Below are 19838 nucleotides of genomic sequence, written 5' to 3'. Positions count from 1 at the left end.
GTGGGGTCCTTGTCCGAAGTGGCTCGGCTCAGCCGGGGGTCGTGGCGAGGGGCGAGTCGACGCGGGCGCCGAACGCCTCGGTCGTCCAGGTCACGAACTCCGCAGCCGCCTCGCGGATGGCGTCGACAGCCGCGGGCACCAGCGGGTTGGGGTCGGTGGAGCGGTGCACGGCGAGGACCTTGCGGCGCGGGCCGCGGGTCCGCATGCGGCGCATGGTGATCGCACGGTCGATGCCGAGGGAGAGCGCGGGGACCATCGCGACGCCCAGGTTCTCCCGCACGATGCCGCGGATGACGTCGTAGTCGTTGCTGGTGAAGCGGATCTCGGGGCGGAATCCGGACTGGGCGCAGAGCCGCAGGAGATTGTGGTGGGCGGCGGTGCCCTCGTCGTTGGTGACCCAGATGGCTCCGGAGAGTTCGCGCAGGTCCACGTGGTGGGCGTCGGCGGTGTGCTGGTCCGGGCCGCAGAGGACGATCAGTTCCTCGTCGAGGATCGGGCGGAGCGTCAGTTCGCCCGGCCAGGTCTCGGGGACGAGGTCGTACGCGTAGACGAGGCCGAGGTCCGCCCGGCCCTCGCACACGGCCAGCGCCACATCCGTGGGGTCGCCGTCGTTCTGGAGGGTGATCTCGGCGTCGGGGAGGCGGGCGACCAGGCGTCGCAGCGCCTTGGGCAGGAGCTGGGCGCTCACGGTCGGAAACGCGGCCACCCTGAGACGGCCGCGGTTGCCGTCGGCGTAGCCGCGGATGTCCTCCTCGGCCTCCTCCAGCCGGGACAGCAGAGCGGTGGCGTGGCGGCCCATCTGGAGGGCGGCCGTGGTGGGCCACAGGTTGCGCGGGCCGCGCTCGAAGAGCCGTACGCCGAGGGTCCGCTCCAGCGCGGCGATCTGCTGGGACACGGCCGAGGTGGTGTAGCCGAGTTCCTTGGCGGCCCCGCTGAGGGAGCCGGTGGCGAGCACCGCCTGGAGGGTCTGGAGGTGCACCATGTTCAGCATGCCGGTGTCCCGGGCGCCGCGGGCCCCGCGCAGCCGCCGTGCAGCCATCGGATGAGGGTGAGCGCGTCCCAGACGGGGCGGCCGGTGGCGGCCTTGAGGGCGGCGGAGTAGGGCGGGAGGTTGGTGCATTCGAGGACGAACGCGCCGGTGTCGGGGTGCTCGCCGAGCACGGCCTGTGCCGCGGCCACCACCTCGGCCTCCGCGCGCGCCACGTCGAGGGGTTCGTCGTCGCCGGTGAGCACGTGGAACAGGTGCTCGGTGTGTTCCAGACCGGCGAGGTGGACGCGGTCGCGCAGGGCGGGGCCGACGCCGACGGCCTCCAGATGGGCGTCGGTGAGGGTGCTCGCGTTGACCGTGAGCACACAGCACGTCTGGTCGTGGCGCAGGGTCCGGAGCACCAGGGGGATCTGGAGGAGGCTGGAGGTGGCCACCGGGATCCGCAGCGCGTCGGCCAGCTCCGGCTGATGCACGGCGAGGAAGCCGCAGCAGGTGGTCACGGCGGCCGCACCGGCCTCCTGGAGACCGGTGGCGGCGGCCGTGAGCGCGGGCAGCAGGCCCTCGGCCGAGCGCTCCACCACCTGACGGGTCCCGGCCCCCGGGGCCACCGCCATGGCGACGGGGAAGTCGAAGCTGGCGGGGTTGCCCACGTCACCGGCCGGGCGGGGAATCCGGTTGTCCAGCATGACGATCCCGATGTCCGCCATCGTCGCTACTCCTTCGTCAGTTCGGTGCGGTGGGTCTCCTTGAGCGCGACCACGCAGATCAGCGAGATGATCGCCGCCCCGATCACATACCAGGAGACTGCCATGCCGGACCCGGTGGCGGACACCAGCGCGGCGGCGACGAGTGCCGCGGGTGCCCCGGCGACCACGCTGGACATCTGGTACGCCACCGATGCCCCGGTGTACCGGTAGCGGGTGGGGTACTGCTCGGCATACAGGACGCTGTTGAGCGCCCCGGTGGGACCGTAGCCGCACACCAGCGCCACGACGATCGCCAGCACGATGAGATACGGGTTGCGCGTGTCCAGCAGCCAGAAGAAGGGGACCGCGAACAGGGCGATGAACAGGGTGCCCGCGAAGTACACCGGGCGGCGTCCGATCCGGTCCGACAGCGCGGCGTACAGCGGCATCGCCGGGAGCAGCAGCGCGGCGCCGATGAGCACCCCGCTCAGCGCCCAGGACTGCGGCAGCCCCAGATCGCCTTCGACGTACGACAGCGAGTACACGGTGAAGAGGTAGTAGCCGATCGTGGCCGCGGCCTGCACGAAGATCAGCAGGAGAGTCTGCTTCTTCGCGTGGCGCAGGACCTCCGCGATGGGCAGCTTGGGCCGCTTCCGCGCATCTTTGAGCGCCTGGAACTCGGGCGGTTCGGGCAGTCGTTTCCGCAGGTAGAGGCCGAATGCCACCAGCAGGCCGCTGAGCAGGAACGGGATTCGCCAGCCCCAGCTGAGGAACTGGTCCTCGGGCAGCAGCGAGAACAGCGCCACCATGCCCGCGGAGGCCAGCTGCCCCGCGGGGACGCCGAGCTGGCAGGCCGACGCGTAGAGCCCGCGGCGTTTCGTGGGGGCGCTTTCTACAATGAGCAGCGCCGCGCCACCCCATTCGCCGCCGAGCCCGATGCCCTGGAGCACGCGCAGGAACACCAGCAGGACGGGGGCGAGGACACCGACCTGTCCGACGGTGGGCAGCAGCCCGATCGCGAAGGTGCCGAGTCCCATGATCAGCAGCGTGGCCACCAGGGCCTGCCTGCGGCTGAGCCGGTCGCCGAAGTGGCCGAAGAGGACGCCGCCGAGGGGGCGGAAGAAGAACGCCACACCGAAGGTGGCCAGGGAGGTCAGGGTGCCCGCGGTGGAGCCGAGGTCGGAGAAGAACACCTTGGGGAACACCACGGCGGCGGCACTGCCGTAGAGGAAGTAGTCGTACCACTCGATGGCGGTGCCGGTGAAGCTCGCCCGGGCGGCCCGCATGGCGGTCGGGTGATCGACCGCGGGGGCGGCGGAATCAGGGGGCGTGGGGAGTACTGCGTGAGCCTCCATGAGCGGATCCTTCCGGGAACCTGCACGTGCTGTGAAGAGGGCGGACGATCGGGAAGGGGAGGGAGGGAACGTACGGGGAGGTACGGGGGGGGAGCCGGTGGCGGGGTCAGTAGACGGGGCGGCCGGTGGACTGTCCGGTCAGCACGGCCTCCCAGGGCGCGACGGGCGGCGGCGCGTCCTTGTGCTCGGGTACGGGTACGTGGACGACCGACGGCCCCTGGCGGTCGGCCGACTCCTTGAGCAGCACTTCCAGCCCGCCGAGCGTGGTGGCCTTGGCGCCGGGGATGCCCATGCCGGTGGCCAGCGGGACCGGGTCGATCGGCCCGGGGTCCACCCCGAAGTAGCGCTGTTCGAGGAACAGGTGCTGGAGCATCTTGATCCAGGCCATCGAGGTGTTGTCCAGCACGACGTAGGTGATGGGCAGCGCGAGGCGGGCCGCGGTCTCCCAGTCGCCGACGCCCATGGCCAGGCTGCCCTCGGTGGTCACGCACACGACGCGCTCACCGGGGTGGGCGACGGCCGCGCCGATCGCTGCCGGGATGGCGTAGCCCATCGGCCCGTGGCCGCGCGGGATCACCACCCGCCAGCCCTCCCCCGCGCTCTCCCAGTACGCCGAGAGGTTGGGCGTCGGGGTGCCGGGGTCGGCCACCACCCAGGTCCGCGGGCCGAACACCCGGTGCAGGACCCGGACCACCTCGCGCGGCTGGAGCCGGTCCCCGCCCGGGTCCGGCAGCTCTTCGGCGGCGGTGCGCGCCCAGGCGTCCCGCACGGCGGCGATGCCCGCCTCGCGCGCCGCCCGGGCCTCGGCGGGGGCGGCCGGAAGCTGTCCGCGCAGCTGGTCCAGCACGGTCGCGGCGTCCCCGACGAGGGGCACGCTGCCGGGGAAGTTCCGGCCCGCGCGGGAGGCGTCGGTGTCGATCTGCGCCACCCGGACACCGGGGGCGCGGGGCGGGGCGGTGTAGCCGTTGGTGTCGGTGGAATTGGCCCGGCTGCCCACGATGAGCACGGCGTCGGCACCGGCGAGGTAGGCGTTGGCGTAGCCGCGGCAGCCGTTGCCGCCCGCCACGCCGAGGGAGAGCGGATGGTCCTCGGGGACCGCGCCCTTGCCGTGGATCGTGGTGGCCACCGGGAGCGCGGCGTGCTCGGCGAGCGCGAGCAGTTCCGGCCAGGCGCCCGAGGCGTGGACCCCGCCGCCCGCGAAGATCACGGGCCGCCCGGCGCGCGCCAGATCCGCGGCGACACTCGCGACGGCGAATTCGGAGGCGCCGGTCCTGGCCGCCGGAAGCGCCGGGTCGCCCTCGGGGACGCTGACCGCCGCGTGTTCCTCCAGCACGTCCTCGGGGAAGATCAGCGCGACCGGTCCTGGACGGCCGCCGGTGGCGGTGGCGATGGCCTCCGCGACCAGCGCGGGGATGTCCGCGGCGCGCTCGGCGGTGCGGCACCACTTGGTGACGGCGCCGAACAGCGCCTCCTGGTCGATCTCGGTGATGGCGCCGGAGCCCCGGCTGCGCCGGTGGATGTCGCTGGTGATCGCGAGGACCGGCACGCTGGAGGCGTACGCCTCGCCCAGTCCACCGGCCAGATAGACGGCGCCGCCGCCGCTGGACGCCTCGCACACGCCGACGCGCCGGTGGGTTCGGGCGTAGCCGTCGGCCATGTAGCCCGCGTGCCGTTCGTCCCGGGCGAGGATGTGGCGCAGGGCGTCGGTGTGCCGGGCGAACACGTCGTACAGGACGACGCCGGTGTCGCCGGGGACGCCGAAGACGGTGTCGACGCCGTGCCGGAGGAGTGTGTCGACGAGCAGTTCGGCCCCGGTCGGATCGGACCCGGTCGGATGGGTGTCGCAAGCCATGACGGGCTCCGTTCAGAAGACGGCGGTTTCGAGTTCGAGGGCCCGGTCGGTGAACCGGGACAGCCGCAGCGCGGAGAGGTCCAGGGGCGGGGTGCCCGTCAGCCACCACTCGGCGAGCGCCGCGCCGACGGCCGGGGACTGCATGAAGCCGTGGCCGGAGAAGCCCGCCGCGACCCACAGCCCGGGCACCTCCTCTACCGGGCCGACGATCGCGTGGTCGTCGGCGGTCATCTCCCGCAGCCCGGCCCAGCCGCGGACGACCTCCAGCCCCTCCAGCGAGGGGAAGCGGTGGGACAGCGCACCGGCCAGGGACTCGACCCGCGACCAGTCCACCGTCGCCTGGTCGCTGCTGGGCGCGTCGCGGTCGTTGCCGCCGACGATCGCCGTCCCGGCCGCCTCGGGGTGTACGTACGCGCCGCTGGCCATGTCGACGGCGAGCGGCAGCCCGCCGTGCAGGGCAGGGAGCGGGCCGGTGGCGAACGCCTGCCGGGGGTGCGGCCGTACGGGGATGTCCACCCCGCACAGCCGCCCCACGCCGCGGACCTGCGGACCCGCGGCGAGCACGACGAGTTCGGCGTCGAGCGTGCCGTCGGCGGTGCGGACGCCGCGTACCGTGCCGTCGGCGTCCGTGACGAGCCCGCGGAACTCGGTGTGCTGCCGGACCTCCACCCCCCTGGCCCGCGCTCCGCGCAGATATCCGGCGACGGCGTCGGCCGGGGAGCCGGAGCCGTCGTCGGCGGAGAAGGTCGCGCCGAGCAGGTCGTCGGTGCGGATACCGGGAAAGAGCTCGGCCGCCTGCCGGGGGTCGAGCATCGTCACATCGACGCCGAGGGACCGCTGGAGTTCCGCGTTCTTCTGGAAGGTACGGAGGGTGGCGGCATCCGAAATCAGGAAAAGGTAACCGTGCTGCCGGAAATGCATCGGCGCCCCGGTCATTTCCTCGAAGTCACGCCAGAACGGAAGTGAGCGGCGCACCAGCTCGATGTTCACACGGGTCGAGAACTGCTGCCGGATGCCCCCGGTCCCGTACGCCGTCGTACCTTCTCCCGGCAGTCCGCGTTCCACCACGGTGATATCGCGATATCCGCGTTGACTCAGATGGAAGGCGATGGAGGTGCCGATCACGCCGCCGCCGACAATGATGACGCGGCCGCCGTTCAGTGTTTCCCGGCGCAATTGGAACCTCCTGAAGGGCCTGCGGGTCACGGTGATGCGTCAGTTGTAGACCCGGCATCCGGCGCCGACAAGAGGCATGAGATGCAGCGATACTTCACGCGCCGTAAAGCGTTCGTTCACCTCCCCCTCCGAGAGGAAAGGGGAATTCGGAATGCCGGCAGAGGCTCATGGCGCGGCGTCGCCCCGCTCCGCGGCCCGCGCCAGCAGCTCCGGCAGATCGCTCAGCCGGTCCAGCCCCCGGACCGCCCGCACCATGCGGTGGTTCCCGGCCAGGCGCTCCCGGTGCCGGTGCAGAAAGGCCCAGTAGCCGGTGGTGTACGGGCAGGCCCGCTCACCGGCGCGGTCCCCGGGGCGGTAGGCGCAGGGGCCGCACAGATCGCTCATCCGGTCGATGTACGCCCCGCCCGAGGTGTACGGCTTGGTCGTCATGAGCCCGCCGTCGGCGTACTGCGACATGCCGACGACGTTCGGCAGCATGACCCAGTCGTAGCCGTCGACGAAGCAGCGGTGGAACCAGTCGGTGACCGCCGCCGGGTCCCAGCCGTCCTGGAGCGCGCGACTGCCGAGCACCATCAGCCGGGGGATGTGGTGGGTCCACCCGGTGTCCCGGACCTGGGCCAGCACGGTGGCCAGACAGCGCGCGGTCACCGCGTCGGCGTCCAGCTCCAGGAACCAGCCGGGCAGCGGGGCGGTGTGGCGCAGGGCGTTGCGGCCGCGGTAGTCCTCGCCGAAGTGCCAGTACAGCTGCCACACGTACTCCCGCCACCCGGCGATCTGCCGTACGAACCCCTCGACCCCGGCCAGCGGCGCGGCGCCCTCGCGCCATGCGCGCTCCGCCCGGTCCACGCACTCGGCCGGATGCAGCAGCCCGAGGTTGAGCGGGGCGGACAGCAGGCTGTGGCACATGGCCGGGTCCGCGGCGAGCATGGCGTCCTCGTACGGTCCGAAGCAGGGCAGCCGGTGGGTGAGGAAGTGGCGCAGCGACGCCAGCGCCTCGCGCCGGGTCGCGGGGAAGCGCCGCGGGCCGTCGCGGCCGACGAAGGAGACCGTGCCGTCGCGTTCCAGGCGGTCCAGGTCGTGGCGTACCCGCTCGTCGATCTCGTCCTCGTCGGGGCGCCAGGGCCCGGGCGTATCGAGAGTCCGGGCGCCGCGCGGCGGTGGCTCGCGGTTCTGCTGGTCGAAGTTCCACCGGCCGCCCGCGGGGTCGTCGCCCTCCATCAGCAGCTGGTGTCGGCGGCGCACCCAGCGGTAGAAGTCCTCCATCCGCAACCGGCCCCGGGCGTGCTCCCCGGCCCAGGCGGCGAAGTCCTCCCTCGGCACCAGGAAGCCCTTCGCGGGCAGCACCTCGACGTGGCCGAGCGCTCCGACCAGTTCCAGCGCCCGGCGGGAGGTCGGATGGCAGACGGTCACCGGGTCCCGCCCGGCGGCCTCGGCCAGCCCCTCGCGGTAGGTCCGGGCCCTGACGTACCGCATCCGGTCGCCGAGTTCGGCCGCGCGGTGGCGCATCGCCGACAGCAGCAGATGCGCCTTGGCCCGGTGGAAGCGGCGGCGGCTCAGCACCGACCGCGCCTCGATCATGATCAGCGGTGCCTGTGGGTCGGGGCCGTGGTGGCGGGGGTCGGCGAAGTGCGGGCCGAGCTGATCGCCGAAGAGCCAGTGCTGACGTGCCGTCATCGTTCAAACGCCTTCCCACGATCGCCGGACAGACAGTAGTGACATCGGATTTAAGGCTTTTGATCACTTGAGGCATTTTCGCCCGTGTGCTGCCGGTAAGCGCTGACAATGCGCACATGGCCGAACACTGGAAGCGAAAGCTGGACCGGCTCCATGCGGAGCTGGTGCGGCGCGACGACCCCGCCGCGTGGGTCACCGAAGCCGACGCCGTCGACGCGTCCTCCCGCTATCCGCATCTCGCCCTCCGCGGCCCCGTCTTCGGCCTGGCCATACAGGACCCCGACGCCGGGGAGCACTGGCGGCTGGTGCGGCCGGTGACCAGCGGCACACCCCAGGAGGCCCGGGACGAGCTGAACCTGGTTCAAGGCCAAGGACTACACCGACGACCGCGCCACCCGCCGCGCGCTGCTGGCGGCGGTCGCCCGGCTCGAGAAGCAGCCGCTCGACGAGGTGAGCGTGCTCGGCGTGCGCTACCGGGTGGTGCGCGGGGATGAGTTCGCGCGCACCGGCGAGCACAACCTGGAGCCGCCGCGGCCCACCGACCCGGAGCCGACCCTCATCTCCTGGGACGGACGGCACGAGACCCGCTCGCCCGACACCGGATTCGTCCTCGACCCCGAGCAGGACGGGGCCGGGCTGATGGCGGCCGCCATGAAGCTGGCGCTGAGCGACTTCGCCTACACCGGACCGCGGTTCCCCGCCCTCGTGCGCAAGCACTCCGAGCGGGCCGTCGCCACCCATCCCGACATCGTGCTGCTGCCCGTCGGCTTCGGCGTGGCCGAGTGCGCCGGGGAGCGGTGGCAGCCGCAGGGCGCCCTGATGCCCACGCCGCACGACGCGCGGCGGCTGCTCTACCAGGGGATGGCCGAGATGTGGCCGCTGCTCTATCAGTACGGCGAGCGCAAGCGCGCGGTGTACGCGCGGGCCGCCGAGGAGTTCAGACGGGCTCGGCGGTCCGACGAGGCCCGGGTGGAGGGCCGCCTGTTCCGGATCTGCCGCATCGAGCGGATGGTGCGCGGCGGCCCCGACGGGCCGGAGCCGCCGCGCCCCTCGGACCTCGACAACTGCGGCCCCATGAAGATGCACCCGACGATGGACGAGGACGGCACCATCCGCGACAGCGGCTGAGCGGGGTCCGGCACCGTCACCCCTCGGCCGCCGCCTGGTCCGCGCGGCCACCGGCCCCGAGGAGGCCGGTGGCCTCGAAGCGGGTCCGCTCGGCGAGCCGGGGCAGCTCGCGCGCGGAGAACCAGGTCACCAGCGGCGGCAGCAGGGGGCGGACCGGCTGGGCGAGGCGCAGCCAGGGCGGTGCGTAGACGGTGGCGGCGCGGCGTTCGACGGCGGACACCATGCGCGCCGCCACCGTGCCGACGGGGTGGACGCGCCGGGCCGGCGGCGGCATATGGGCGCGCAGTTCCCTCAGCACCCCGTACCGGTCCACGTCGCGGATCATGTCGGTGTCGGTCCAGCTCAGATAGCCGATGCCGACACCGACCCCCTGGTGGGCGAGTTCGGCGCGCAGGGACTGGGCGAAGGATTCGGCGCCCGCCTTCGAGGCGCAGTACGCGCTCATCATGGGCGCGGAGCCGAAGGCGGCCGTCGAGGCGATCTGGAGGAAGTAGCCGCGGGTGGCGAGCAGTCCGGGCAGAAAGGCCCGCGCGGTGTTCGCGCTGCCGATGAGGTTCACCTCGACCACGCGCCGCCAGGTGGCCGGGGACGACTCGGCGAAGGGCCCGCCCTCGGCCACGCCCGCGTTGGCCACGACGACCGACGGGCTGCCGACCCGGTCGTGGATCTGCCCGGCCACCCGGGTCATCGCCGCGTCGTCGGCCACGTCGACCGCGTAGCAGTGGGTTTCCGCGGCGAGCGAGTCGGCCACCTGTTCGAGGGTTTCCGCTTCCCGCCCGAGGAGGACGACGCGTGCGCCGCGCCCCGCCAGCTCCCGGACCATGGCCGCGCCCAGTCCACGGGCGGCACCGGTCACGACGGCGAGGCGTCCGGTCAGGGGGCTGGGGTTCCGCACGGGCGCTCCTGGGCGGCTGGACATCGGGGCACAGGTGACCGTACGGGCCGGGACCTGGCCCCGGCGCGACCACCGCCGTGGCCGCCGGTCGGCGGCACCTGTTCGGCGGTGGCGCGGCCCCCGCCGGTGGCCGGGCATGGCCACCGGCGGGGGCCGCCGTCGTACGGTGTCCCGTGGTCGCGCCGCGGCGGGTCAGGCCGCCGCGGGGCGGGGTTCGGGCACCACCGGTGCCAGTCGGCCGGTGCGGTGCAGTCCGAAGAGCGCCGCCGCGCAGGCCAGGCCGAGCGCGAGCAGCACGATCCACGGGACGGCGGGCATGCCCGCCTCGCGTGCCGCGTCCAGCGCGGCGCCGGTGAGCAGGTTCCCGAGGGTGATGCCGACGCCGCAGATGGTGTTGTACAGCCCGTAGTGGGTGGCGACGAGCCGCTCCCCCGAGAGCCGGACGATGGTGTCCATCTCGAACGGGTAGGCGATCATCGTGCCCAGCGCCAGCAGGAAGGCGGCGAGCGCGGGCGGCACGGCCGCGAGGAGCCATCGCCCTGGGCCGCCGTCCGGTACCGGCAGCGCGGTCGCCACCAGCAGCGGCAGGAACGCCACCCCCATGAGGGCCAGCCCCCAGCCCAGGGCCCGGCCGGGCGCCATGCGGGCCTTGCACCACGCGGTCACCCGGGTCTGCCCGACGATGGTGCTGAGACCCGAGACGGCGAACAGCAGCGCCACCGCCGCGGTGCCGAACTCCCCCTCGCCGCCGAGCCGTCGTACCTCGAGCGGCAGGGCCAGATAGACCTGGAAGGACAGCACATACGAGCCGATCATGGCGACGGAGAACAGCAGGAACGGCCGGTTGGCCAGGATTCCGCGCCACTGGGTCAGCACCCGCTCACGGCCGTCCCGCCCGGGGGCGGTGCCGTCGTCGTCGGCGCGGCGGGCCGGGAGCGAACGGATCTGTACGACGCTCAGTACGGCGAAGATTCCGGCCGAGACCAGGCAGGTGACCTGGAAGTCGACGCCCGTCAGCACCATGCCCACCAGCGGGCCGAGCAGGATTCCGGCCTGGTAGAAGATGTTGAACAGGGCGAACGCCTCCACCCTGCGCTCCCCCGCGTCCGCGGCCAGATAGGCCCGGACCGCCGGGTTGAACAGGGCCCCGGCGAGTCCGGTGGCCGCGGAGGCGGCCAGCAGCGCGGGCAGCGACTCCACGAGCCCGAGCGTCGCGAAACCGGCCGTGCGCAGCACACACCCCGCCACGATCAGCGGCTTGTAGCCGAACCGGTCGGCCAGGGCGCCGCCGACCAGGAACATGCCCTGCTGGCTGAAGTTCCGTACGCCCAGCACGAGTCCGACCAGCCATCCGGCGAGCCCGAGCGTCCCGGACAGATGCGCGGCCAGGTAGGGCATCAGCATGTAGAAGCCGAGGTTGATGGTGAACTGGTTGACCATCAACAACTGGACGCTGCGCTCGTACGACCGCACCTGGGTGAGGGTCGTCTTCATCGGGCGGCCTCCGGGGTGACGGGGGTTCCCGCGGAGAGCGGGTCGACCACGGAGGTGCAGCGGGTCCAGCGGGCCACTTCCCGCTCGCCGGGGTGTCCCATCGTCTCCGGTTCGGCCGCGGGCGGCTGGTCCAGCAGGCCGTTGGCGGCGCAGTAGTCGTCGTTGTACACGGTGTCCAGATAACGCTGCGGGCCGTCCGGGAACACCGCGACGATCCGGGCGTCCGCGGGGTGCGTACGGGCCAGCCACCCCGCGACCAGCGCGACCGCGCCCACGCTCCAGCCGCCGGTGGCGTAGTGCGACGAGGCCAGCTGGCGGCAGGTCCAAACCGCCTCCTGCGGGGCGACCCAGTGCACCTCGCTGAAGTTCTCGTAGGCGACGTTGCGGGGGTAGATGCTCGAACCCAGGCCGCGCATCAGCCGGGTACGGGCGGGCTGTCCGAAGATGGTCGAGCCGACCGTGTCCACCCCGACCACCGTGATCTCGGGGTAGAGCTGGCGCAGCACACGGGAGACGCCCGCGGAGTGTCCGCCGGTGCCCACGCTGCACACCAGGATGTCGATGTGGCCGAGCTGGGAGGCCAGTTCGAGGGCGAGCGGGGTGTAGGCGGCGGTGTTGTCGGGGTTGTTGTACTGGTCGGGGCACCAGGAACCGGCGTCCCGGGCGAGGAGTTCGGTCACCCGGTCGCGGCGGGCCTGCTGCCAGCCGCCCTCCGGATGCGGTGCGGCGACCATGTCGACCCAGGCCCCGTAGGCGGTCAGCAACCGGGTCATCGACGGTTCGAGACCGGGGTCGGTGACGAGGCTGACGGGATGGCCGTACACCAGACCGGCCAGGGCGAGGCCGAGCCCCAGCGTGCCGCTGGTCGACTCGACGATCGCGCCGCCGGGGCGCAGGTCGCCGCGGGCACGCGCCCGTTCGACCATGTGCAGACCGGGCCGGTCCTTGATGCCGCCCGGGTTGAAGCCCTCCAGCTTGGCCCAGAAGCCACGGCCGGCCGGGGTGAGCGGCTCGGACACCCGCAGCACGGGCGTGTTGCCGACCAGCCCGGACAGGCCGGGGACGGTGGGGGCGGCGTCGTTGAGGATCAGAGAGTGCATCTGTCCGCTTTCGGTGGTTGATGGCTCGTCGGATGCTCATCTCGGGGCACGGTGCGGTGCGGTGGGGCATGCACCGGCCCACGACGGCCGCCTCTATATGCGCCACCGGCTGGTCGAGCAGAGAGTGGATCTGACCGTGGGCGCGCGCGGGGCGAGGGGGTGCGGACGGTCCGGACCAGCCGCCACGAGGACCACGGCCCGGCACGTCACCGCCACGGCGGAGGCGGGAACGGCACGCACCGAAGGCTGCGCGGCCCGGCCGGACGCCTCACCCGGCGTCGGCGCGCAGTGTTCGGGGCCCGTCGGACCGTCGGCGGACGGTCCCGCGACCCGCGGCGCCTGGGCGTGTGCCACGGCGGCCGGGTGGCCGGGGCAGAGGGGGCCGGTCAGTATCAAGGCGCTCAGGAGGAGCGCCAGGATGGCCCGGAGACGAGGGCATGAGGCAGTGATCGGCACGGTTTCTCCGCACGGCGGCCGCCCTCCCGTCTCGCAGGGGAGCAGGAGGTGGCGGCCGGAAAGTCGGCAAGGAAACGGATCGGGCGCCAGTGGGGCGTGGCGCGGCGCTACCAGGCCGAACTAGATACGCAGGACCGCGGTCCGCCGGAGATCGGGCGGCGTGGCACCGGCCACCGCGATCGCGGTGGCCGGATGCGAGGGCGCGGTGAGCCCCGCTGCCCCGGGCGCGCCCTCGGCCGGGAGCCCAGGGCACGGGGCCGCCAGTGCGGGCCCCTGCTCCGGCTGCGCCAGGACGCATTCGTGCGAGGAATGGGCCGCCTCGTCATCATGATGCGACCCCGCGGCCCCGCTCTCCGCGACCTCTTCCGGGGTCTTCGGAGACTCCGGGATTCCGCCGTACGCGGCGGATGCCACCCAAGGGGAAGCGCAGCCCGCCAGATGGCCGGATACGGCCTCGGCGCTCACCGCGTGCAGGGAGACGAAGCCGAGCATCAGCGCGGCCAGGCACAGCAGCCGCAGCGGGCTCGCTACCGAGCGAACCCACCGGATGCCGAAACGCGACCGGGCCGTGACCATGCGGTGATCCTAAGCGCTCGATCCAGCTACGCTGCGACACCGCTCGGGGGCATGTCGTTAACAAGCCAGACGCGACCCCCGCGCGGCGCGCACCCCTCCGGGCCACCACCGGAACCCCCGCCACGATTCCCCCGGCGACCAGGTATTGCGCCCGGCCACGGATCGGCCGGAACATGATCCCGCGGGCGTGGAGCGCGGACGCGGGCCCCGCATGATCTCGGGCCTGTCGGCTGACCGAAAAGAGATGTTATAAATGCCGACATGAGCAATTCTGCTCGTATGGTCCGGGGCCGAATAGGGGCGCTGTCACGGGCGCCGAGCCTCGCCGGACAGGCCTTCGTCCTCCAGGTCCTGCTCACGCTCGTCCTCGTCTCCCTGGCGGTGACGGCGCTCGCGCTGGAGGCCCGGAACCATGCCACGTCAGAAGCCCGCCAGCGGTCCCTCGCCGTCGCCCGCTCGTTCGCGGAGGGGCCCGGGATCGCCCAGGCCATGGCCGGTGCCCACCCGACGGCGCAGCTCCAGCCGCGCGCCGAGGAGACCAGGAAGCGCACCGGCGTCGACAGCATCGTGGTGTTCGACCGGCACGGGATGCGCCTCACCCACCCCGAGACGGCGCTGATCGGCAAGCGGATCATCGGCCCCGCCGCGGTGGTGCGGCAGGAACTGGCAGGGAAGACGGTCGCCCGCACCTTCCGGGCCAGCCAGGGCCCCTCCGTGATCTCCGCGGTCCCCGTCACCACCGCCGACGGCGCCCTGGCCGGTGGGGTGTCGGTCGGGGTCCGGGTCGACAGCGTGAACACCGAGGTGCACCGCCAGCTGCCACTGCTGCTCGGGGCCGGTGGCGCGGCCCTCGCCCTGGCGACGGCCGGGACGGCGCTGACCAGCAGGCGGCTGCGGCGGCAGACCCACGGCCTCGGGCCCGCCGAGATGACGCGCATGTACGCCCACCACGACGCGGTGCTGCACTCGGTCCGGGAAGGCGTCCTGATCATGGACGCCGAGGGGCAGCTGCTGCTGGCCAACGACGAGGCCCGGCGGCTGCTCCAGCTGACCTCCGACACCGACGGGCGGCAGGTCGCCGAACTCGGCCTCGAACCCCGGCTGGCCCGGCTGCTGACCGCCGGGCAGCCCGTCAACGACGAGGTGCACGCCGCCGGGGACCGGCTGCTGGCCGTCAACATCCGCGCCACCGACCGGGCGGGCGGCCCCGCCGGGAGCGTGGCAACGCTGCGGGACACCACCGAGCTGCGCGCGCTGTCCGGCCGGGCCGAGGCGGCGAGCGAGCGGCTGCGGCTGCTGTACGACGCCGGGGTGCGCATCGGCTCCACCCTGGACCTGGCCGGCACCGCGGAGGAGCTGGCGGGGGTGGCCGTCCCCCGGTTCGCCGACATCGCCACCGTCGAGCTGCTGGAGCCGGTGCTGCGGGGCGAGGAACCGGAGGCGCCTCACGGCGTACTGCACCGCACGGCGGTCGGCGGCGCACCACCGGAACACCCGCTTTTCCGCTCGGGCGAGAAGATCGTCCACCCGCCGTCCTCGCCGCAGCGCCGGGCGCTGGAGAGCGGACAGGCCGTGCTGCGCGCCGATCTCGGCGACGCCGCCGAGCGGCCCGCGGGATACGAGGCCGAGGCCGGGCGCCTGCTCGACCAGGGGATCCACTCGCTGATCGCCATCCCGCTGCGCTTCCGCGACGTCACGCTGGGCGTGGCCACGTTCTGCCGGACCCGGCCGAGCGGACCGTTCGACGACGAGGATCTGGTGATCGCCCGGGAGCTGGCCGCGCGCACTGCGGTGTGCGTCGACAACGCGCGCCGCTACACCCGCGAGCACACCATGGTCACCACCCTCCAGCACAATCTGCTGCCCAGCGCGCTGCCCGACCAGGACGCCGTGGAGGTGGCCTCCCGCTATCTGCCCGCCCGGGCCGGGGTGGGCGGGGACTGGTTCGACGTCCTGCCGCTCCCCGGAGCCCGCGTCGCCCTGGTCGTCGGGGACGTGGCAGGACAGGGGCTGCACGCGGCGGCCACCATGGGACGGCTGCGCACCGCGGTGCAGAACTTCTCCGCCCTCGACCTGCCGCCCGACGAGGTGCTCGCCCTCCTCGACGAGCTGATCGCCCGGCTCGACCTGGAACACGAGACGGACCCCGACAGCGCGCGCGTCACCGGCGCCACCTGTCTGTACGCGATCTACGACCCGGCCTCCGGCCGGTGCAGCGTGGCCCGGGCCGGACACCCCGGACCCGTACTGGCCTGCCCGGACGGCACCGTGCACACCCCCGACGTACCGGCCTCCCCGCCCCTGGGCCTGGGCGGCGAACCCTTCGAGGCGGCCGACCTCGCGGTGCCCGAGGGCAGCCGCCTGGTCCTCTACACCAACGGGCTCGTCGCCAGCCACGACCGGGACCATGACACCGGCCTCGACCTCCTGCGCCGCACCCTCGCCGCCGCCCCGGACCTCGGCCCCGGCGACACCTGCCAGGAGCTGTTCGCGACCGTGCTCCCCGCCCGGCCGACCGACGACGCCGCCCTGCTGGTGGCCCGCACCCGCGTGCTCGCCCCGGAGGACGTGGCCGAGTGGGAGGTGCCGGCCGACCCGGCCGCGGTGGCGCCGCTGCGCGCCGCCTGCGCCCAGCGCATCCGGGACTGGGGGCTAGACGAGACCGCGTACGCCGCCGAGCTGGTCATCAGCGAGCTGGTCACCAACGCGCTGCGGTACGGCGCCCCTCCCGTACGGATCCGGCTGCTCCGCGGCCGCGGTCTGACCTGCGAGGTGTCCGACGCCAGCAGCACCTCGCCCCATCTGCGGCGGGCCGGGGTGACCGACGAGGGCGGCCGCGGCCTGTTCCTGGTCTCCCAGCTCGCCCGCCGCTGGGGCACGCGCTACACCGCGCACGGAAAGGTCATCTGGGCCGAGCACGAGCCGTCCCGGCACCGGTGAGTCAGCGGATGGCCGCCGGGAAGCCCCGGATCATGTCGGCGGCCTTCTCCGCGGCCATGATGACCGGCGCGTTGGTGTTCCCCCTCGGCACCGTCGGGAACACCGACGCGTCGACGACCCGCAGCCCCGCCACGTCGAACACCCGCAGCTCGGGGTCGACCACGGAGCCGATGGCACAGGTCGACGTCGGGTGGTAGAGCGTCTGCCCGGCACGCTGCGAGAAGGCGAGCAGATCCGCGTCGGAGTCCGAGTCCGGCACGTCGAACGGCCCGGTGGTGACCTTGGCCAGCGCGTCCTGCGCCGCGATCCGCAGGGCGATCCGGACCCCCTGGACGATGCAGTACTGGTCCTCGGCCGTCATGAGGTAGTTGTGGGTGATCCGGGGCGCGGCGTCCGGCCGCGCGGAGCCCAGCGTCACCCGGCCGCGGCTGGTCGGGGCGAGCACACACGGGCCCAGCGCGAAACCGTGCTCGGTGGCGGGGCCGAGCCCCTCCTGATGGAACAGCACCGGGGCCATGTGGAACTGCACATCCGGCGCCGCCAGTCCGTCCCGGCTGCGAAAGAAGCCACCGGCCTCGCCGATGTTGCAGGTCAGCGGGCCGCGGCCCTCGTTCGCCAGCAGCGCGGCGTTCTCCGGGGTGGCCGCGGTCATCAGTGATTCGACATCGGTACGGAAGTTCAGCAGCGCCATGTAGTGGTCCTGCAACCCCTCCCCCACCGGGAGGTCGCGCACCACGTCGACACCGAACGCCGACAGCGTGGCGGCGGGCCCGATCCCGGACAGCATCAGCAGCTTGGGGGACTCGTAAGCGCCCGCGGACAGGATCACCTCGCGCTCGGCGCGGACCACCTCGGCCGTGCCGCGGCGCTCCACCACCACTCCCCCGGCCCGGCCGCCCTCGATCAGCACCCGGTGGACCCGCGCCGAGGTGTACACGGTGAGGTTCGGCCGCCCCAGGACGGGGCGCAGATACGCGGCGGCCGCGCTGCACCGCATGCCACCGCGCTGGGTCAGCTGGAAGCGCCCCACGCCGAACTGCGTCGCGCCGTTGAAGTCCTCGTTGCGCGGGTGACCGGCCTGCTCGGCGGCCTCGATGTACGCGGTGGCCAGCGGGTGGCGGGACCTGCTGTCGCTGACGCCGAGCGGCCCGCCCACCGAGTGGTACGCGTCCTCGCCGCGCTCGTTGTCCTCCGCGCGCCGGAAGTACGGCAGCACATCGGTGTACCCCCAGCCGGTGGCCCCGGCGGCGGCCCAGCCGTCGTAGTCGGCGCGATTGCCGCGCATGTAGATCATCGCGTTGATCGAGCTGGAGCCGCCCAGCACCTTGCCGCGGGGCAGATAGGCGCGCCGGCCGCCGAGCCCCGGTTCCGGGCCCGTGCGCAGATCCCAGTCGACCTCGCTCTTGAACAACTGCGAGAAGGCGGCGGGCACATGGATCTCCTCCGCCGTGTCGGGGCCTCCCGCCTCGATCAGCGCCACCCGGGCCTCGGGGTCCTCCGACAACCGGGCCGCCAGTACACACCCTGCGGATCCGGCGCCGACGATGACGTAGTCGTACGTGTTCATCCCGTTTCCTTCGACTTTCCCTCGACCGAAACTGCGCGGACCGTGCGCACCCCATTGTCCCGGCGCCCTCATGTGGCATGCAGCCAGGTGGATCTGACGTCGTATCAGGGGCCTCCTGGCTTCTTGCCCACAAAGTTCCCCACTGCCACACTCCTGCGCGGTAAGCGCTTACCGGAGCAAGTGCGCGCACTCGTCCCCACATTCGAGATTTCGAGATGCGGAGAAGACCGTGAGCCAGCACAGTCGCAGGCACGTGATACGAACCGGTCTCGGCGCGGCCGCCGCGTCAGCGGCCCTCGGCGCGGCCGGTGGCACCGCCCGCGCCGACTCGGCCGCCCGGTTGCCCTGGGTGGCCGACCTGGGCGACGGCCGGTACCGGAATCCGGTGCTCAACGCGGACTGGTCCGACCCCGACGCGATCCGGGTGGGCGACCACTTCCATCTGGTCGCCTCCACCTTCAACCGCACCCCCGGACTGCCCGTCCTGCGCTCCCCCGACCTGGTCAACTGGACCGTCATCGGGCACGCCCTGACCGAGCTGCTGCCCAGGGACCACTTCAGCGAACCGCGGCACGGCCAGGGGGTGTGGGCCCCGGCCCTGCGCCACCACGACGGCAAGTTCTGGATCTTCTACCCCGACCCGGACTTCGGGATCTTCGTAGTGACCGCCACCGATCCGCGCGGCCCGTGGAGCACACCGCATCCGCTGAAGCCCGGCAAGGGCCTGATCGATCCGTGCCCGCTGTGGGACGACGACGGGCAGGCGTATCTGATCCACGCCTGGGCGAAGAGTCGCAGCGGCATCAACAACCGGCTGACACTGCACCGGATGAGCCCCGACGGGACGACCCTGCTCGACGGGGGCCGCGTCGTCGTCAACGGCGACGAACTGCCCGGTTACACCACTCTGGAGGGCCCGAAGCTCTACAAGCGGGACGGCTGGTACTGGATCTTCGCCCCGGCCGGAGGCGTCACCAACGGCTGGCAGTCGGCGTTCCGCTCCCGATCGATCGAGGGCCCGTACGAGGACCGCGTCGTGCTCGCCCAGGGCGACAGCCCCGTCAACGGGCCGCACCAGGGGGCGTGGGTGAGCACACCGGCCGGTGAGGACTGGTTCCTGCACTTCCAGGACCGGGGCGCCTACGGGCGGGTGGTGCACCTCCAGCCGATGCGGTGGCGCCCCGACGGCTGGCCGGTGATGGGCGACGACGACGGCAGCGGCCGGGGCACCCCGGTGCTGGTGCACGCCAAGCCACGCGTCCACGGCCGTGCGAGGGTGACGGCCCCCGCCACCAGCGACGAGTTCACGGGCCCTGAGCTGGGGAGGCAGTGGAGCTGGCAGGCGAACGCCGACCCGGCCTGGTGGTCCTTCCGCCACTTCCCCCGCCGCCTCGCGCTGGCCTGCCGGCCGAGCCCGGTCAGCCATGACCTGCGGCTGCTGCCCAATGTGCTGGGTCAGCGGCTGCCCGCCGAATCGTTCACGGCGACGACCTCGATGACGCTGTCCACCACGGCCCCCGAGGCCCGCGCCGGGCTGGTCATGCTGGGCGCCACGTACTGCTGGGCGGGGCTGCGCCACGACGGCGACCGGATCGTGCTGGTGTGCCGCACCGCGGACGAGGACGCCGCCGAGGTGGACACCGCCCCGCCGGTGCCACTGGGTAGGGGGCGCGCCACGGTGCGGCTGCGGGTGGCCGTGGGCCCGGGCGCGGTGTGCCGGTTCGCCGCCGCCCCGGACGGGCGGGGGTTCGTACCGCTCGGTGTGCCGTTCATGGCGACCGCGGGCACCTGGATCGGGGCGACGGTGGGGATCTTCGCCACCGGACCGGCGGACGCCACCCGGCCCGGCGCGGCCGAATTCGACTGGTTCCGGGTGGCCCCGGCGCTCTGACCACCACGGGCCAGGCGATTTTCGGCCACTCCCCGTTTACCCGAGCGCGGCCCGGCTGTC

The 19838-nt window shown here is 73.1% G+C and carries 13 protein-coding genes and 1 pseudogene; 3 read left to right on the top strand and 11 right to left on the bottom strand.

Translation table 11 applies throughout. From position 1 onward, the window contains the following. Positions 1–28: 28 nt before the first annotated feature. The 6 genes from ACH4TL_RS12050 to ACH4TL_RS12025 form a co-directional block, all read right to left on the bottom strand. On the bottom strand, positions 29–1039 hold the full coding sequence (locus tag ACH4TL_RS12050; RefSeq protein WP_398318387.1) for a LysR family transcriptional regulator: 1011 nt from the start codon (positions 1037–1039) through the stop codon (positions 29–31). Next, positions 985–1695, bottom strand: coding sequence for a hypothetical protein (locus ACH4TL_RS12045; RefSeq protein WP_398318390.1), 711 nt, complete (start codon positions 1693–1695; stop codon positions 985–987). The genes ACH4TL_RS12050 and ACH4TL_RS12045 overlap by 55 nt, the downstream gene beginning before the upstream one ends. A 5-nt stretch (positions 1696–1700) precedes the next feature. After that, positions 1701–3029, bottom strand: coding sequence for an MFS transporter (locus tag ACH4TL_RS12040; RefSeq protein ID WP_398318393.1), 1329 nt, complete (start codon positions 3027–3029; stop codon positions 1701–1703). Between the two features lie 106 nt (positions 3030–3135). After that, complete coding sequence (locus ACH4TL_RS12035; RefSeq protein WP_398318396.1) at positions 3136–4881, bottom strand: thiamine pyrophosphate-binding protein; 1746 nt, start codon at positions 4879–4881, stop codon at positions 3136–3138. Between the two features lie 12 nt (positions 4882–4893). Further along, positions 4894–6057 carry an NAD(P)/FAD-dependent oxidoreductase gene (locus tag ACH4TL_RS12030; protein WP_398318399.1) on the bottom strand — a complete coding sequence of 388 codons (1164 nt, stop codon included), beginning with the start codon at positions 6055–6057 and terminating at the stop codon, positions 4894–4896. Between the two features lie 165 nt (positions 6058–6222). Continuing rightward, complete coding sequence (locus tag ACH4TL_RS12025) at positions 6223–7731, bottom strand: cryptochrome/photolyase family protein (RefSeq protein ID WP_398318402.1); 1509 nt, start codon at positions 7729–7731, stop codon at positions 6223–6225. Between the two features lie 116 nt (positions 7732–7847). Between ACH4TL_RS12025 and ACH4TL_RS12020 the strand changes: the two are divergent. Further along, a pseudogene (locus ACH4TL_RS12020) lies at positions 7848–8859 on the top strand (DUF5954 family protein). A 16-nt stretch (positions 8860–8875) separates the two neighbouring features. Here ACH4TL_RS12020 and ACH4TL_RS12015 read toward each other — a convergent pair. The 4 genes from ACH4TL_RS12015 to ACH4TL_RS12000 form a co-directional block, all read right to left on the bottom strand. Then, positions 8876–9778 (bottom strand): SDR family oxidoreductase, encoded by a 903-nt coding sequence (locus tag ACH4TL_RS12015; protein WP_398425232.1) that lies wholly within the window; start codon positions 9776–9778, stop codon positions 8876–8878. A gap of 168 nt (positions 9779–9946) precedes the next feature. Continuing rightward, a complete protein-coding gene (locus tag ACH4TL_RS12010; RefSeq protein ID WP_398318408.1) occupies positions 9947–11248 on the bottom strand; it encodes an MFS transporter in 1302 nt (433 codons plus the stop codon). Continuing rightward, positions 11245–12348 carry a PLP-dependent cysteine synthase family protein gene (locus ACH4TL_RS12005; protein ID WP_398318411.1) on the bottom strand — a complete coding sequence of 368 codons (1104 nt, stop codon included), beginning with the start codon at positions 12346–12348 and terminating at the stop codon, positions 11245–11247. The genes ACH4TL_RS12010 and ACH4TL_RS12005 overlap by 4 nt, the downstream gene beginning before the upstream one ends. A gap of 576 nt (positions 12349–12924) precedes the next feature. After that, positions 12925–13380 (bottom strand): hypothetical protein, encoded by a 456-nt coding sequence (locus ACH4TL_RS12000; protein ID WP_398318414.1) that lies wholly within the window; start codon positions 13378–13380, stop codon positions 12925–12927. 261 nt (positions 13381–13641) lie between these two features. Here ACH4TL_RS12000 and ACH4TL_RS11995 point away from each other — a divergent pair, with 261 nt between their 5' ends. After that, positions 13642–16320 (top strand): SpoIIE family protein phosphatase, encoded by a 2679-nt coding sequence (locus ACH4TL_RS11995; RefSeq protein ID WP_398318416.1) that lies wholly within the window; start codon positions 13642–13644, stop codon positions 16318–16320. Between the two features lies 1 nt (position 16321). Here ACH4TL_RS11995 and ACH4TL_RS11990 read toward each other — a convergent pair whose 3' ends face one another. Then, the gene (locus ACH4TL_RS11990; RefSeq protein WP_398318419.1) at positions 16322–17887 is read right to left on the bottom strand and encodes a GMC family oxidoreductase; all 1566 of its coding nucleotides are present in this window, start codon (positions 17885–17887) and stop codon (positions 16322–16324) included. A gap of 358 nt (positions 17888–18245) precedes the next feature. On the opposite strand from ACH4TL_RS11990, the gene ACH4TL_RS11985 reads away from it, so the two are divergent. After that, entirely contained in the window at positions 18246–19778 is a 1533-nt protein-coding gene (locus ACH4TL_RS11985) for a glycoside hydrolase 43 family protein (RefSeq protein ID WP_398318713.1), read from the top strand. Positions 19779–19838 lie beyond the last annotated feature (60 nt).

Origin of the sequence: Streptomyces sp. NPDC021115 (assembly GCF_044333065.1) — a bacterium.
GTDB lineage: Bacteria > Actinomycetota > Actinomycetes > Streptomycetales > Streptomycetaceae > Streptomyces.
Note: the sequence above shows the minus strand (reverse complement) of the source record. Positions and strands in the feature narration are given on the sequence as shown.

What these genes read in the sequence shown, in the direction of transcription:
- ACH4TL_RS12040 (WP_398318393.1), bottom strand. Translation starts at nt 3,029, where the DNA reads ATGGAGGCTCACGCAGTACTCCCCACGCCCCCTGATTCCGCCGCCCCC.
- ACH4TL_RS12000 (WP_398318414.1), bottom strand. Translation starts at nt 13,380, where the DNA reads ATGGTCACGGCCCGGTCGCGTTTCGGCATCCGGTGGGTTCGCTCGGTA.
- ACH4TL_RS11995 (WP_398318416.1), top strand. Translation starts at nt 13,642, where the DNA reads ATGAGCAATTCTGCTCGTATGGTCCGGGGCCGAATAGGGGCGCTGTCA.
- ACH4TL_RS11990 (WP_398318419.1), bottom strand. Translation starts at nt 17,887, where the DNA reads ATGAACACGTACGACTACGTCATCGTCGGCGCCGGATCCGCAGGGTGT.
- ACH4TL_RS12050 (WP_398318387.1), bottom strand. Translation starts at nt 1,039, where the DNA reads ATGGCTGCACGGCGGCTGCGCGGGGCCCGCGGCGCCCGGGACACCGGC.
- ACH4TL_RS12015 (WP_398425232.1), bottom strand. Translation starts at nt 9,778, where the DNA reads ATGTCCAGCCGCCCAGGAGCGCCCGTGCGGAACCCCAGCCCCCTGACC.
- ACH4TL_RS12005 (WP_398318411.1), bottom strand. Translation starts at nt 12,348, where the DNA reads ATGCACTCTCTGATCCTCAACGACGCCGCCCCCACCGTCCCCGGCCTG.
- ACH4TL_RS12025 (WP_398318402.1), bottom strand. Translation starts at nt 7,731, where the DNA reads ATGACGGCACGTCAGCACTGGCTCTTCGGCGATCAGCTCGGCCCGCAC.
- ACH4TL_RS12045 (WP_398318390.1), bottom strand. Translation starts at nt 1,695, where the DNA reads ATGGCGGACATCGGGATCGTCATGCTGGACAACCGGATTCCCCGCCCG.
- ACH4TL_RS12035 (WP_398318396.1), bottom strand. Translation starts at nt 4,881, where the DNA reads ATGGCTTGCGACACCCATCCGACCGGGTCCGATCCGACCGGGGCCGAA.
- ACH4TL_RS12010 (WP_398318408.1), bottom strand. Translation starts at nt 11,248, where the DNA reads ATGAAGACGACCCTCACCCAGGTGCGGTCGTACGAGCGCAGCGTCCAG.